Raw genomic sequence first — 14,611 nt, 5'->3', positions numbered from 1 at the left:
GTCACGGAGATGTGTCGACGTTCAACGAAAGGGACAGCCATGAAAACCATCAAGGGGCTTGCCGCCGCGACCTCGATCATCGCTCTGACGCTCACCTTGGGCGCCTGCGGAGGAAGCGATTCCGATAAGAGCACACTCCAGAAGGCTATCGACGACGGCAAGATCACCGTCGGCTTCGCCGGTGAGGCACCGTACAGCTTCGAGAAGGACGGCGAGCTCCAAGGAGCATCTGTCGCCATGGCCAAAGCAGTCTTCAAAGAACTCGGCGTCGACGACGTCGAAGGCGTCAACACCGAGTTCGGTTCGCTGATCCCCGGCCTCAACGCCGATCGCTTCGGTGCAATCTCAGCGGGCATGTCCATCCTCCCTGATCGGTGTGAACAGGCTGCCTTCGGCAACCCCGAGTTCATGTACACCACTGCCCTGCTGACCAAGAAGGGCAAGCAGGACGGCATGAAGAACCTCGATGACGTCAAGAAGAAGGGCGTCAAGCTCGCGACCATGACGGGAGCAGTCGAGTCGGACTATGCGAAGTCTCTGGGCATCAAGACCCAGGAAGTCGGCACTCCCCAGGACGGCATGGACGCCGTGACCACGGGCCGCGCTGACGTCTTCGCCCTGACAGGCATCTCGCTCAACTGGATGGCACAGAACAACAAGGACGCCGGAGTCGAGGTCAGCGAATCCTTCGTCCAGGACATCGACGGAGTCCCGCAGATCGGCGCCGGAGCCACGGTCTTCCGCACCGATGACACGGATCTTCGGGACAAGTGGAATGAGAAGCTCGACGAGATCGTCACCGATGAGAAGAAATACCTCGATGTCGTCGGCGACTTCGGCTTCACGAAGGAAGAGCGTCCCGACGGTGAGATCACAACCGATCAGCTGTGCAAGGGCGAACTTCCCACAGCCAAGTCCTGATCTGGGATCTGAGCACTTCAGATCATGACTGACAATTTCACAACGTTGCTGAATTTCCTCCCACAGCTGTGGGAGGGAATTCAGACAACGCTCATCCTCACCATCGCGGGCTCGATCGGCACCATCATCATTGCGGTCATCCTCGGACTCGCAATGACCTCTCCTCATGCCTGGCTGCGCATCCCTGCCAGGATCATCGTCGAGTTCTTCCGCGGGACATCCCTGCTCGTGCAGCTGTTCTGGCTCTTCTACGTCCTTCCCCTCCTCGGCGTCGACCTCGACCCGCTGATGTGCGGCATCGGAGCCCTGGCACTCAACTACGGGGCGTATTCCGCCGAGGTGGTCCGCTCGTCGATCAAGACCGTCAACCCCGGCCAGTGGGAGGCGGCGATCGCGCTCAGCCTCTCCCCGACCCGGCGCATGATCCGCGTCATCTTCCCCCAGGCCTGGGCACTGATGATCCCGTCGCTGGCAACCCTGCTCATCCAGCTCCTCAAGGGCACGGCCGTGGTCTTCTTCATCACGCTCAGCGACCTCACCGACAAGATCCAACAGCTGCGCCAGTCAACGGGCGACACCGTCTTCGCATTCACCGTCGGTCTCGTCATCTACTTCGTCATGGCGTGGCTGATCCAGGAGCTCATGAACCTTCTCGAACGCCAAGCCACCAGACGGCTCGGACGCAGACGCCCGAATTCCCGGTCCGATCGACGTGATGCCCGACGCGACGCTCGCGAGGAACTTCGCCTAGATCGTCTCAAATCCCGTGCTGCTGCCAACGATGGGGCCTCCAAGCTAGGTCCTGCCGGTCAAGGAGGTGGCCTGTGATCTGGAACTGGGAATTCGCCGCCGAGGCATTGCCGATCCTCCTCCGTGGATTCGTCAATACGCTCATCGCCACCGTCGTCGGCACCATCATCGCCGCGATTCTGGGCCTCCTCATCGCTGTGGCGATCCGCACCCTGCCCCGCTGGATCAACTGGCTGGTGCGATTGCTGGTCGCCTTCATCCGCAATACGCCGCTGATCGTGCAGCTGCTGTTCGTCTACTTCGCGTTCTCGGACATCCCCGGGCTGGTGAATATTCCGGCTCTGGCTGTCGGCTGCATCGTCATCGGAATCCATTATTCGACGTACATGTCCGAAAGCTACCGTGCGGGCATCGACTCGGTGCCGCCAGGCCAGCATGAGGCCGCGACGGCTCTGTCGCTGCCGCCGGTGCGGACCTTCACCGCCGTCGTGCTCCCGCAGGCCCTGCGCGCCACGATCCCGTCATTGGGCAACTACGCCGTGGCGATGTTCAAGGACACCCCGTTCCTGTTCGCGATCTCGGTCGTCGAACTCGTCACCTCGGCGAAGCAGTTCGGCGGTTCCACGTTCGCCTACACGGAAGCCTTCACCCTGGCGGGCATCATCTTCCTCGCCGCCAGCTACCCGACATCCCTGCTCATCCAACGATTGGACAAGCGCCTTGCCACCTACTGAGAACACCCCAGCGACGTCCTCGACTCCGTCGACCTCGGCGACACCGGCGATCGAGTTCAAGGACGTGGAGAAGTCCTTCGGGAAGACCACAGTCCTCAAGGACCTCAACTTCTCTGTGGCCCCTGGCGAGCGCGTGACCCTCATCGGTCCCAGCGGTTCCGGCAAGACGACGATCCTGCGTCTGGTCATGACCTTGGAGGAGCTGACCGGCGGCTACATCTTCGTCGACGGCAAACCGCTGACGCATACGGAGAAGAACGGGAAGCGCGTCGAACTGCCCTCGAAGACGACCCGGGCCATGACGACCCGGATCGGCATGGTCTTCCAGCAGTTCAATCTGTTCCCTAACATGACGGTGCTCGAGAACATCATCGAGGCGCCCATCCATGTGCTCGGCAGGTCCAAGAGCGATGCCGTGGCTGAGGCGAAGTCGTTGCTGGAGAAGGTCGGACTTGCAGAGAAGGCCGATGAGCATCCCTCCAGGCTCTCCGGCGGTCAGCAGCAGCGCGTGGCGATCGCCCGTGCGCTGGCGATGAGTCCCGAAATCCTCCTCCTCGACGAGGTGACCTCCGCGCTCGACCCCGAACTCGTCGGGGACGTCCTCGGAGTCCTGCGCGACATTGCCGAGACGACCGACATCACCATGCTTCTGGTCACCCACGAGATGCAGTTCGCTCGCGATGTCTCGCACCGGGTCATGATGTTCGACGGAGGTCAGGTGCTCGAGGAAGGTCCGCCAGACCAGATCTTCAACAACCCGCAGCACGAGCGGACGAAGTCGTTCCTCTCGAGCGTGCTCTGAGCTTCGGGGGCTGAGCCTCAGCGTCTGAGCCTCAGCGTCTGGCCCTCAGCATCTGGCCCTCAGCGTCGAATGCGGCGCACGAGTCGCCAGACCCGAACGATCACAGCGATCGCGATGAGCACCATGGCCACCCAGAAGATGATGTCTTCTGGGCCGGCCCACCAGACGTCGGACCGCTGCGGCAGGTCTGCGGTATGGCTGCCGGCATCACCTGACTGCGAGTTCACCAGCCAGCGGAGGACTAGCCACAGCAGCAGGAGCCCCACTCCGCACACCGCGAACAGCCACGGTGTGCGGTACCAGCGCTTCTTCGCAGGTCTCTGCCGAGTCACGTCGTGGCGGTGTCAGACTTGTCCGGCTCGTCAAGCTTGTCGGGCTCGTCAGACTCGCCTTCGAGCTGGATGAAGTAGACCGCCGTCTCACCGAAGGTCTTCGAGCGGAAGACTTCGAGACCGGCAGGCATTGTGGGCTCAGGAGTCCGGGCCGACCGTTCGACGACGACGATCGATTCGAGGTCGAGGAACCCGGTGAGCTTCCCCAAGATCTGGGTGACAGCGTCCTCCCCCAGCGGATAGGGCGGATCCATGAAGACGAGATCGAAGATCCGGCCCTCGTCGAAGCTCTCGTGCACTCCACCGGCGCGCTGACCGGCGAGGTACGCCACGACGTCAGCCGTGTGGATCCTCGTCGAATGGTCAATGCCCAGCTTCTCCGCATTCGACTCGATCGCACGAGCCGACGTGCCTGCGGAGTCGACGAAATCCACCTCGGCGGCGCCTCTGGACATCGCTTCGAAGCCGAGTCCGCCGGAGCCGGCGAAGAGGTCGAGCACATTGGCCGCTTTGATGACCCCATACCCTTCGAGCATGGAGAACAGTGATTCCTTGACCCTGTCCGAGGTTGGTCGAGTATTCGCTCCGCTCGGCGTGACGAGCCGCGATCCCTTGTGTGCTCCTGCGATGATCCTCATAGCCTGTCTTCCTCAGCTCGCCTCGATGAAGTGCGCGGATTCCGCCGGCAGCACACGGTTGATGAAGGCGCGAAGGGCCGGAATCGAGCTGAGTTCCGGATCGACGGACACGATCTTCTCCGCATAGGCCCTGGCGGCCTCGACGATGGCGGCATCCCGAAGCACAGACAGATGGCGCAATGACGATCCACCCCACTGTGAGGCTCCGAGCACGTCGCCTTCGCCGCGATTGTCGAGATCGTATTCGGCGAGGACGAAACCGTCGAGGGTCTCAGCGACCGCACGCAGCCGGTCGAAGCTCTCATCGACCTCCGGACGCCCGCTGAGCAGGAAGCAGATTGCCTGTCTGCCGTCACGGCCGATGCGCCCGCGCAGCTGATGCAGCTGGGCAACGCCGAAGCGATCGGCGTCGTGGATGATCATCATGGTTGCTCGCGGAACATCGACGCCGACCTCGATGACGGTTGTGGCCACGAGCACGTCGATGTCGCCGGAGACGAACTCCCGCATCGCCCGGTCCTTCTCGAGCGTCGAGAGCTTTCCGTGCAGCAGACCGAACGTCAGTCCTGCCAGCTCGGAAGCGTTCTCCATCCTCTCCTTGAGGTCGATGACCCCAAGATGGTGTTCGACCTTCTCCGTCTCCGCATCCTCGATATCACTCGATTCGATACGCGGAGCAACGACGAAGCCGCCCTCGCCGCGACCGGCAGTCTGTGCCAGCAGCTCATGGACACGCGCCAACCACTGCGGGTGGTCGGCCAAGGACACGGCGTGAGTCGTAATGTCCTTCGTGCCCGCCGGCATATCGTCGAGCGTCGAGACATCCAGGTCGGCGAAGACGGTCATCGCCACTGTGCGCGGGATCGGCGTAGCCGACATGACAAGGGTGTGCGGCACCTTCGTTCCGGCCTTCGCACGCAGAGCCTCGCGCTGCTCAACGCCGAAGCGGTGCTGCTCGTCGACGACGATGAGGCCGAGGTTGTCGAACATCGTCGAGTCCGACATCAGCGCATGGGTGCCCACGACGATGTCGATCTGACCCGTGGCCAGGTCGAGGGCCAGCTGTCTGCGTTCCCTGGCCGGCATCGACCCGGTCAGCAGCGCCACCCGGACCTGACTCTCATCCGAAAGCAGCGGACTCAGCGCCATCTGTTCGCCGAGGAGCCGCTCGATCGATGCGAAGTGCTGAGATGCGAGGACTTCAGTGGGCGCCAGCATCGCCGCCTGCGCCTTCGAGTCGACGGCAGTGAGCATCGCCCGTAGGGCGACAACGGTCTTTCCGGAGCCCACGTCGCCGTGGAGGAGGCGGTGCATCGCGGTCTTCTGGCCGAGGTCAGAAGAGATCTCCTCACCGGCAGTGACCTGGGACGACGTCAGAGTGAACGGCAGGTTCTCGTCAAAGCGCAGAGCCTTCGCACCGACGTTGAGCAGGGGTGTCGCCTCCAGCTTCGCGTAGTCGGCTTTGCGGGAGACGAACTCCGCCTGCAGGGCGAGCGCCTCTTCCCATTTCCACCGCTGCTTGGCTTTCTCCGTCGCGGCAGCCGTACGAGGTCGGTGCATGTCGTCGAATGCGGTGCGCAGATCGGGCAGGTCGAGGTTCTCGCGCATGACCTTCGGCAGCGGATCTTCGAACTCTTCAGGGTCTGCCACATCGAGGAGGATTTTGATGGCCTTCCACAGCCGTGCCTGCGCGATGCCTTTGACCCGCGGGTAGACGGGGAACGGGGAGTTGAGATCCTCCGGGGTCCATTTCACATCGTGTTCGTCGCGGTTGAGCCACGTTGGTGAGTTCAGTGTCAGCTGCCCTCGGTACTCCTCGACCTTGCCCGCGAATACGACAGTAAGTCCGGGCAGCAGCTGACTGTCCAGCCACTTCTGATTGAAGAAGGCGATCTTCATCGACTGCTGCCCGTCATGGACGATGACGTCGGTGATGGTCCCGCGCCGTCTCTGCATGCGCCGGGTGTCGACCGAGATGACCTCAGCCTGCAGGATCGCAGTCTCACCCAGCGGCAGTCCACCCAAGGGCGTCTTCTCCCCGGGGACGAGGAAGCGACGGGGGAAGAACCGGAACAGATCGCCCACCGAGGTGATCCCCCGCTTCTTCAGGGCCCCTCGGTCCCGGGCGGTGAAGTAGTCGTCGAGGCGCGCGCTCATTCGACTCCCATGATGAGCAGCGTCGCCCGGTCCCTCGAGTCGATGTCCTGGAAACGCACATGGGCGTGGGACTTGCGGATCCAGTCCCGCAGGTGCGAGAGCACATCAGGAGCGCAGCCGGGACCGTGAACGACGGTCAGGAGCTCTCCCCCCGCACCCAGCAGGCGATCGGCGAGCTTCTCGACCAGGGTCGTCAGCTCGGTGCTCTGAGTCTTCACCTTGCCTTCGATGAAGACGCGGTAGAACTGGGACGGGTGTGCACGAGCGACCATCTCGTCGTCGATGATCGGCATCACGCCCGTGGGCGGGTTGAGCTCGAGCTGTTCGGCGGACACGATGGTGCCCACACGGGTGCCCGCCGCCGCCTCGGTCATATCCGCGAAGATCTCGTCAGCAGGGGCGAAGGGATCGTAGACTGCCAGGGCCGAGAGCAGAGTTGCGACGTTGCGCGAACGCACCACCTGCGCACCGCCGCGCGTCGGCAGCGATTTGAGCACCGTCGACGAGCTGGGCACGACGATGACCTCGCGTTCCTCATCGGCGATGAGATCGTCGAGGACCCGAAGCACCTCATCGTGATCCGGACTCAGGGCGCTGGCGCCGTTGAGGGCGCAGTGCATGAGCAGTCCAGTGCCCTGAACGAGAGCGACAAGACGGGTCTCCCCCTCTTCCTCGTGCAGGCGTAGGTCCTCCATGTCGAGGCGGACGATGCCATATTCGCCGAGGCGGTCGAGAACGGTCGTTGCCACCGTTTCGTCAGGCACGTGGACGTGGACCTTGGCCCCGTTGATGACGATCGATATGCCGCCCACGCCGTCGAGCGCCTCGGCGAGGGTGGAGTCCGGGGCGGAGGCGAGGAGCGCGACGATCTCAAGTTCCTCGGCGCGGGCCTGATGCGTGATCTTCGGGGCTCGGGAGACTTCACCGAGCATCGAATCCTGCGGGGTCCTGCCGGTCACGGTCGCGTAGAGGAGGTCGAAGAGTTCGACGATCCCGGTCGATCCTGCGTCGACGACCTGGGCCTCGTGCAGCACGTGGAGCTGGCCGGTCGTCTCCCGCAGGGCCGAGCGCGAGCGCATCCGCACTGCGGTGATGAGATCGATGAGGTCGGCACCGTCCTCGACCTGTTCCCGGGCCTCGGTGGCCATCGCGTCGAGGACCGTGAGCATCGTGCCGTCGACGGGCCGGGCAACCGCTTGGCGGGCCCGGGCGGAGGCGAGTTCGAGCGCGGCAGCCATGGCCTCTGGCGTCGCCACGGTGACCCCGTCGAGGGCATCGGCGACGCCCTGGAGGGCGACGGCGAGGATGAGTCCGGAGTTGCCTCGGGCACCGCGTCCAGCGCCGTCGGCGAGGGCGGCCACGACCTGGGGCAGAGTCACGGGACCGGTGAGGTCCTCGACGGCCAGATAGGCGCTGCGCAGCGTGTGGTACATGTTCGTGCCGGTGTCGCCGTCAGGGACGGGAAAGACGTTGAGCTCGTCGATCTCCTCGCGTTCTCTGCGCAGTCGATCGACCGCCCGGCGGGCCCATCTGGCGGCCAGGCGTCCATTGAGTCCAATGGCGTGATTGGCGGTACTCATGTCACTTCCCGAAATGGCTGAAGCCGCTCGTCGGCACCGGTGCGCCGTCGAGACTGACCCCGTTGCCAGCTCTCATCTCTCCGATTCTCCGCCAGCCTACCGGAGGGGTGTCGAACTGAGCCGACGACGCGACGAAGCCGTGGTCCTCTCCCCCGTTCAGCACCCATGTCAGTGCCAGAGCTTCGACCGCCTTCGCAGAGTTGTCGGACTCGGTCCCCGCGCTCTGTCCGGCCTGTCCGGCCTGTCCGGCCTGCTCGCTCTGTCCGGCCAGTCCGCGACGATGTTCCAGCAGGTACCGAGCGGCGGGCAGCAGGGGTTCGATGAGCTCGTCCAGGCAGTCCCGTTCGATGCGGGCGTGGACCCCCGACGCCGAGGCGACTCTGTCGAGGTCCGTGCTCAGCCCATCAGAGACATCGATCATCGCCGACACCCCTCTCATGTTCAGGACTGCCCCGTAGTCCGGCTGCGGGGCCAGCTGGGTGTCGATGAGTGCGGAAAGTTCCACGGGCAGCGTGGCCTGCGCACCGGAGAAGAGCAGATCGAGTCCAGCTGCGGCTCGGCCGATGGTCCCGGCCAGGTAGATCGAGTCGCCCGGCTGCGCACCCGAGCGGGTGATCGCGGCACCGCTCCCTGCAGACGTGACCCCAGAACCCCCGACGGTGCCCAAAGCCGTGATCGCGACGACGATGAGCCCCGAGGATGAGAGGTCGCCACCGATGATCGGAACCTCGCAGCTCAGCGCCTGACCCGCACGTGCCGCCTCGGCGACGATACCTGCGAAGAGAGCTTCCAGGTCGTCGATCTCCGTGGAGTCCGGCACTGCCAAGGACACGAGCAACCCATGCGGCTTCGCTCCCATCACGCACACGTCGGAGAGATTCTGTGCCGCGGCCTTGATGCCCAGGCGACCCCAGTCGAGCCAGTCGCGGGTGAAGTCCTCGTTCTCCACGAGCATGTCGGCAGTCGACACGAGATTACCCTCCACCGCGGTCACTGCTGCGTCGTCGCCGGGTCCGATGATCACCTGCGATCCGCTGCGATTGTGAGTGAGGATGCGTTGGAGCACGTGTGATTCGCCAAGTTCGGACAGTCGGGTCATGCCTCAAGGTTATCGGGAGATACGGTAGTTGTATGAGATCTCGCCTCCACCGCCCGTCGCCTCGGATCCGGCGCACGCTCGCCGCCGCAGCAGTTGTCACAGTGCTTGCAGGAGTGAGCCTGTCCGGCTGCGCTCGGACCGTGATCGTCGACCCGGCCAAGGATGCTCAGAACCCCAAATGTGCTAACATCATGCTTCGTCTGCCCGACGAAGTTTCGGGTCAGAAGGCCCGCAAGACCTCATCTCAGGGCACCAAGGCCTGGGGCGATCCCAGCATCGCCGTCGTGCGCTGCGGAGTCACTCCTCCCGGGCCCACGACCGACCAGTGTGTGAGTGTCAGCGGAGTCGACTGGATCTCGAAAGCCTCGGACGAGGACGACACATGGGCCTTCACGAGCTACGGTCGCACACCCGCTGTCGAAGTACTCGTCGACCGCAAGGCGGAGTCGGGCAACGACGTGCTCGCCGCCATCTCTCCCGCGCTCAGCGCCATCAAACCGGAGGCCAAGTGCGTCGGAGCTGACGACATCAGCGGCTGAAGCTACCCTCAAGCCCAAACGTCGTCGAGCGGACCACTTACCGTCGAGCGGACCAGTTACACATGGTCCACTCGATGACAACTGGTCCGCTCGACGGGCGGAACGTGCTTCTCAGTGAGTTCTGGCGTGATCCACCAGTGCGATCGTGATGAGTTCAGAGATGAGCGCCGGGTATTCGATGCCCGAGTTCGCCCACATGAACGGATACGCCGAGGTGGGGGTGAACCCTGGCAGGGTGTTGATCTCGTTGATGAGAACCTCGCCGGACTCCGTGACGAACGTGTCGACGCGGGAGAGCCCGGTGCAGTCGAAGAGACGGAAGACCTTGGCGGAGAGTTCCTGGATGCGTGCCGTCGTCTCGTCGCCGACACTGGCAGGACAGGTCAACTCAGCGTCGGCGAGGTCGAGGTACTTGGCTTCGAAGTCGTAGAACGCATGCCCGCCGGAGACCTCGATCTCGCCCGGGAACGAGGTGCGGACTTCGCTGTCGTGGACGGACCCGAGTACGGCGCACTCGATCTCACGGCCGACGACCTGCGGCTCGACGATGACCTTCGTGTCGTGCTCGAAGGCCCCGCGCAACGCGGCATCCAGTCCGTCAGCGGATTCGACCCTGCTCACGCCCATGGACGATCCGGCCCTCGCCGGTTTGACGAAGACGGGCAGACCGAGACCCGCGATGCGCGCTTCGGCATCGGCCCGGTCCGTCTCCCACATGGATTCGGTCACGAGCTCCCACGGACACGTCGGGATTCCCGCGTGAGCCATGAGCGACTTCGTGTAGTGCTTGTCCATGCTCGCCGCCGAGGCGAAGACCCCGGAACCCACGAACGCCGTATCGCTGAGTTCGAACAGACCCTGCAGCGTGCCGTCCTCACCATACCGACCGTGCAGCAGCGGGAAGAAGACATCGACGGACCCGAGTTCCGAATAGCGTCCCTCGGCGTCGCGGTGAAGCAGGGGCGAACCCTGAGCCGAAATCGGTGGGATGACTTCAGTTCCATCGTCGACGACTTCGGGCATGTGCTCCGGATCGAAGTGCATGCTCGACCAGTCGTCGACGATGCGCCACACGCCGGTCTTCGTGATGCCGATCGGCAGAACCCGGTACGCATCGTCATCGATGGCATTGATCACCCCGGCTGCGGTGACGCAGCTGACGGAGTGTTCGCTGGAGCGTCCGCCGAAGAGGACTGCGACGAGTGGCCGGTGATCGGTGTCAGGCATAGATATCCTTGGGAGTTTGCGTGCGGTCGTGGGTGTGCGTGACCGTTTGCACGGACTGGAAAACTCTAGCTCACTTGAGCTCGAACGTGCATTCCAGCCAGGCGCGGGCGATGCCCTTGAAGAACATGTTGAAACCGGCGAAGGCCGGCGAGGCCGACTCATCGAGACCCAGCGGCTCGGCCAGGGCCGTGACGATGAAGAAGTAGCGGTGCGGGCCGTGGCCCTGTGGTGGGGCGGCACCGACGAAGCGGGGTTCGCCCGCATCGTTGCGCAGAGTCAGCGCACCGGCCGGAAGCAGGTCCGCCGCGGGATCACCGGCATTGGCCGGCAGGCTCGTCGTCGAGGCGTCGAGGTCCGTGACCACCCAGTGCCAGAAGCCCGATCCTGTCGGAGCGTCCGGATCGAAGCAGGTCACTGCGAAGGCTTTGGTCTCCTCGGGGAAGCCCGACCAGGACAGCTGCGGGGACTTGTCCTCGCCGCCGTCGACGCCCATCGCCCCGGAGAGCTGCGGTCCGGTCAGCTCACCCCCGTTGTCGATGTCCGTGCTCGTCAGAGTGAAGGTCGGTACGTCGGACAGGTTGTAGAACGGTGAGTTGACACTCATGACGTCTCCTTGTCGTGGTCGTGCACTGTGGTTCGATTCGTTTGTCGGCAGCGAAGACCGATTGTCGGCTCCGACACCTAAGAGCTCGCCGAGGCGGTTAGGCCTGCGGACCCTCGTGCTTACGCTTCCGAGACAACAGCAAACCGGCGAGTTCGTCAACCTGCAGTTTGCCTACGAGGACGGCACAGACCGCCTCGGTGATCGGCAGGTCGACGTCGTACCTGCGCCCGAGTGCCAGCACGGCCGGTGCGGACTTCACACCTTCCGCGGTCTGCGAAGTGTGCGCGATGACGTCGTCAAGGCTCATGCCCTCGCCGAGGTGGCGCCCGAAGGTGCGATTGCGCGACAGCGGGGAGGCACACGTGGCGACCAGGTCGCCGAGGCCGGCGAGGCCCGACAGTGTGTGCGGCTGGGCGCCCATGACCGAGGCCAGACGGGAGGTCTCGGCGAGTCCGCGGGTGATGATCGAGGCCTTCGAGTTGTCTCCGAGCTTCTGCCCGTCCGCGATGCCCACGGCCAGGGCAATGATGTTCTTGACCGCACCGCCCATCTCCACGCCGACGACGTCGGTGTTCGTGTAGGGCCGGAAGTACCCGTTCGCGCTGATCTCGGCGACCGCCTCGGCGGTATCGATGTTCTCCGAAGCCACGACCGTGGCGGTGGGCTGGCGATCGGCGATCTCCCGGGCCAGGTTCGGTCCGGACACGACCGCAATCTGGGAGGGACTCACCTCGGCGACGTCGGCGATGACTTCGGACATTCGCTTGCCGGTCTCGACCTCGATGCCCTTCATCAGGCTCACGAGGATGACGCCAGGACGCAGGTGCGACTTCCACCGGCCGAGGTTGTCCCGCAGGGTCTGCGCGGGCACGGCGAGGACGATGATCTCGGCGTCGGTGACGGCTGCGATGTCATCATCGGTGGCCGTGAGCAGATCGGGAAGGACCCGATCGCCGAGGTAGCGCTCATTCGTGTGCGCGCTCGTGATCTCTTCGGCGACTTCGGCCCGCCGCGCCCACAGGGTGACGGGGAAGCCGGCATCGGCGATGACTGCGGCATAGGTGGTGCCCCACGATCCCGCGCCCAGCACTGCGGTCTTCTTCACACTCACTCGCCTACCTCCTGATTCCGGAATTTCTCTGGCAGATCCCGACCCGAGAGGTCGGCGACCATCGCGGCGATGGTGTCGGTCAGTCGGTGGGTGAGGATCGTCTTCGACCTCTTCTCGTCGCGGTGGGCCCACAGGTCCCGGTAGTCGATCGGATCACCGAAGCGAACCACCGAGGTGTGCGTCAGCGGCTTGAACTTCGGGAGCTTCGACCCTTGCGGGAAGATTTCCTGCAACCCCCAGTGGGCGACGGGGATGATCGGAGCCTCGGTCTCAAGGGCCAGTCGGGCCGCACCCGTCTTGAAGTGCTGCGGCCACAGCTCTTTGTCCTTCGTCAGCGTTCCCTCGGGGTAGATGACCACGCATTCGCCGCTGGCCAGCGCCGCCTTCGCGTATTCGAGGGAGTCACCTGCCTGCGACGAAGACCGCAGAACCGGGATCTGACCGATCGCTCTGAGGATGACGCCCAGGGCACCGGAGAACAGAGACGACTTGGCCATGAAGTGCGGCAGGTGACCATTGCGGGACAGAGCGAGTCCGACGAGGATCGGGTCGAGGTGGCTCGCGTGGTAGGCGGCGATGATGGCGCCAGTCTGCGGAACCTTCTCGATGTTCTCGGTCCTGATCTTCGACGTCAGTCGGTAGAGGCCTGCCGCGGCCGTGGAGACGGCATAGGCCCAGCGGCGCTGCGATCGGACGTCGGAGGGTTCGAACGAGACCAGTGTGTCCTCGTTGCTCATGCGGCAACCTCGGCGCCGAGGCCGATGAGCTTGTCGAGGAAGTTCTCGTAGCCGCGGTTGATGAGCTCGATGCCGTGGACCTGACTAGTTCCGCGAGCGGCCAGTGCCGCGATGAGGTGGCTGAAGCCGCCGCGCAGATCGGGCACATCAATGCGTGTGCCTGTGAGCTCGGTGGGCCCGGAGACCACAGCTGAGTGCTGGTAGTTCCGGCGGCCGAAGCGGCAGGGGGTTCCGCCGAGGCATTCACGGTAGAGCTGGATCTGCGCGCCCATCTCCCCCAACGCATGGGTGAAGCCGAACCGGTTCTCATACACAGTCTCGTGGATGATCGACAGACCTTCAGCCTGGGTCATCGCCACGACGAGCGGCTGCTGCCAGTCGGTCATGAAGCCCGGGTGGACATCGGTCTCGAGGGCGAAGGACGTGAGCCTGCCGCCGGGATGACGGAAGCGGATCCCGGTCTCTTCGACTTCGAACTCGCCGCCGATGCGACGGAAGACGTTGAGGAAGGTGATGAGCTCCGGCTGGGACGCACCTTCGACGAAGATGTCGCCGCCGGTGGCCAGTGCGGCAGAGGCCCATGACGCAGTCTCGTTGCGGTCAGGCAGGGCCCGGTGGATGAACCCGCGCAGGGATTCGACGCCTTCGATGCGCACCACGCGGTCGGTGTCGACCGTGATGATCGCGCCCATCTTCTGCAGCAGAGCGATGAGGTCCATGATCTCGGGCTCGATGGCGGCGTTGCGCAGCTCGGTGACGCCTTCGGCCTTGACCGCAGTCAGCAGCACCTGCTCGGTGGCACCGACCGAGGGGAAGGGCAGTTCGACCTTCGTGCCCTGGAGGCGCTTCGATGCCTGGAGCATGATGCCCCCGGACGTCTTGTCGACCTCGGCGCCGAACTGTCGGAGCACGTCGAGGTGGAAATTGATGGGACGGTCGCCGATGTGGCAGCCGCCGAGGTCTGGGATGAATGCCTGCCCCAGACTGTGCAGGAGCGGTCCGCAGAAGAGGATCGGGATGCGCGAGGAACCGGCGTGGGCGTCGATGTCGACGATCGACCCCTGTGCCATGTCGGAAGGGTCAAGGCGGAGTTCGCCGTCGCTGAGCTCACCGTCTGCAGCAGCGGTGACTCGAACGCCGTGGAGCTCGAGGAGCCCGGTGACGATCTCGACGTCCCTGATCGCGGGGACGCCGCGCAGCACTGATGGGGTCTCTCCCAGCAATGAGGCGACCATGGCCTTCGGAACCAGGTTCTTGGCCCCTCTGACCTGGACGGTTCCACCTAATGGGTTTCCGCCGCGAACTTCGAGCATGTTCCTCCCTGCGTCACACTGACGATCCGATCGAAGTTGTCCGATCCGGACATGTCCGAGACTAGTC

General features: G+C 64.3%; 15 protein-coding genes. 5 read left to right on the top strand and 10 right to left on the bottom strand.

Annotated elements, in window-relative coordinates:
• Positions 1–39: 39 nt before the first annotated feature.
• Genes ehuB through ehuA form a run of 4 tightly spaced genes read left to right on the top strand, consistent with a single transcriptional unit; the run spans position 40 to position 3,207 of the window.
• On the top strand, positions 40–921 hold the full coding sequence (gene ehuB / locus MPN20_RS04040; protein ID WP_242779783.1) for an ectoine/hydroxyectoine ABC transporter substrate-binding protein EhuB: 882 nt from the start codon (positions 40–42) through the stop codon (positions 919–921).
• Between the two features lie 24 nt (positions 922–945).
• Entirely contained in the window at positions 946–1,749 is an 804-nt protein-coding gene (gene ehuC, locus MPN20_RS04035; RefSeq protein WP_242779781.1) for an ectoine/hydroxyectoine ABC transporter permease subunit EhuC, read from the top strand.
• Complete coding sequence (gene ehuD / locus MPN20_RS04030) at positions 1,746–2,405, top strand: ectoine/hydroxyectoine ABC transporter permease subunit EhuD (RefSeq protein WP_242779779.1); 660 nt, start codon at positions 1,746–1,748, stop codon at positions 2,403–2,405. Before ehuC ends, ehuD begins: the two co-directional genes overlap by 4 nt.
• On the top strand, positions 2,392–3,207 hold the full coding sequence (ehuA, locus tag MPN20_RS04025; RefSeq protein ID WP_278189638.1) for an ectoine/hydroxyectoine ABC transporter ATP-binding protein EhuA: 816 nt from the start codon (positions 2,392–2,394) through the stop codon (positions 3,205–3,207). Before ehuD ends, ehuA begins: the two co-directional genes overlap by 14 nt.
• A 59-nt stretch (positions 3,208–3,266) precedes the next feature.
• Here ehuA and MPN20_RS04020 read toward each other — a convergent pair whose 3' ends face one another.
• Genes MPN20_RS04020 through MPN20_RS04000 form a run of 5 tightly spaced genes read right to left on the bottom strand, consistent with a single transcriptional unit; the run spans position 3,267 to position 9,013 of the window.
• Positions 3,267–3,539, bottom strand: a complete 273-nt coding sequence (locus MPN20_RS04020; RefSeq protein ID WP_242779777.1) for a hypothetical protein — start codon at positions 3,537–3,539, stop codon at positions 3,267–3,269.
• A complete protein-coding gene (gene rsmD / locus MPN20_RS04015; protein ID WP_242779775.1) occupies positions 3,536–4,177 on the bottom strand; it encodes a 16S rRNA (guanine(966)-N(2))-methyltransferase RsmD in 642 nt (213 codons plus the stop codon). The genes MPN20_RS04020 and rsmD overlap by 4 nt, the downstream gene beginning before the upstream one ends.
• A 12-nt stretch (positions 4,178–4,189) precedes the next feature.
• Positions 4,190–6,334: an ATP-dependent DNA helicase RecG gene (locus tag MPN20_RS04010; RefSeq protein WP_242779773.1), complete on the bottom strand. Its 2,145-nt coding sequence runs from the start codon at positions 6,332–6,334 to the stop codon at positions 4,190–4,192.
• Positions 6,331–7,914: a DAK2 domain-containing protein gene (locus MPN20_RS04005; protein WP_242779772.1), complete on the bottom strand. Its 1,584-nt coding sequence runs from the start codon at positions 7,912–7,914 to the stop codon at positions 6,331–6,333. Before MPN20_RS04005 ends, MPN20_RS04010 begins: the two co-directional genes overlap by 4 nt.
• Position 7,915: 1 nt before the next feature.
• Positions 7,916–9,013: a thiamine-phosphate kinase gene (locus tag MPN20_RS04000; RefSeq protein ID WP_242779770.1), complete on the bottom strand. Its 1,098-nt coding sequence runs from the start codon at positions 9,011–9,013 to the stop codon at positions 7,916–7,918.
• 32 nt (positions 9,014–9,045) lie between these two features.
• On the opposite strand from MPN20_RS04000, the gene MPN20_RS03995 reads away from it, so the two are divergent.
• Positions 9,046–9,552, top strand: a complete 507-nt coding sequence (locus tag MPN20_RS03995; RefSeq protein ID WP_242779768.1) for a DUF3515 domain-containing protein — start codon at positions 9,046–9,048, stop codon at positions 9,550–9,552.
• Between the two features lie 111 nt (positions 9,553–9,663).
• On the opposite strand, the gene MPN20_RS03990 is transcribed toward MPN20_RS03995, so the two are convergent.
• The 5 genes from MPN20_RS03990 to murA form a co-directional block, all read right to left on the bottom strand.
• A complete protein-coding gene (locus tag MPN20_RS03990) occupies positions 9,664–10,779 on the bottom strand; it encodes a D-alanine--D-alanine ligase family protein (protein WP_242779766.1) in 1,116 nt (371 codons plus the stop codon).
• Positions 10,780–10,849: 70 nt separating this feature from the next.
• Complete coding sequence (locus MPN20_RS03985) at positions 10,850–11,383, bottom strand: YbhB/YbcL family Raf kinase inhibitor-like protein (RefSeq protein ID WP_242779764.1); 534 nt, start codon at positions 11,381–11,383, stop codon at positions 10,850–10,852.
• A gap of 97 nt (positions 11,384–11,480) precedes the next feature.
• Positions 11,481–12,494 carry an NAD(P)H-dependent glycerol-3-phosphate dehydrogenase gene (locus MPN20_RS03980; protein ID WP_242779762.1) on the bottom strand — a complete coding sequence of 338 codons (1,014 nt, stop codon included), beginning with the start codon at positions 12,492–12,494 and terminating at the stop codon, positions 11,481–11,483.
• Positions 12,491–13,231, bottom strand: coding sequence for a lysophospholipid acyltransferase family protein (locus MPN20_RS03975; RefSeq protein ID WP_242779760.1), 741 nt, complete (start codon positions 13,229–13,231; stop codon positions 12,491–12,493). The genes MPN20_RS03980 and MPN20_RS03975 overlap by 4 nt, the downstream gene beginning before the upstream one ends.
• Entirely contained in the window at positions 13,228–14,544 is a 1,317-nt protein-coding gene (gene murA / locus MPN20_RS03970; RefSeq protein ID WP_242779758.1) for a UDP-N-acetylglucosamine 1-carboxyvinyltransferase, read from the bottom strand. Before murA ends, MPN20_RS03975 begins: the two co-directional genes overlap by 4 nt.
• Positions 14,545–14,611 lie beyond the last annotated feature (67 nt).

Origin of the sequence: Brevibacterium sp. ZH18 (assembly GCF_022748595.1) — a bacterium.
Lineage (GTDB): Bacteria > Actinomycetota > Actinomycetes > Actinomycetales > Brevibacteriaceae > Brevibacterium.
This window is presented reverse-complemented; position numbering and strand designations above follow the sequence as displayed.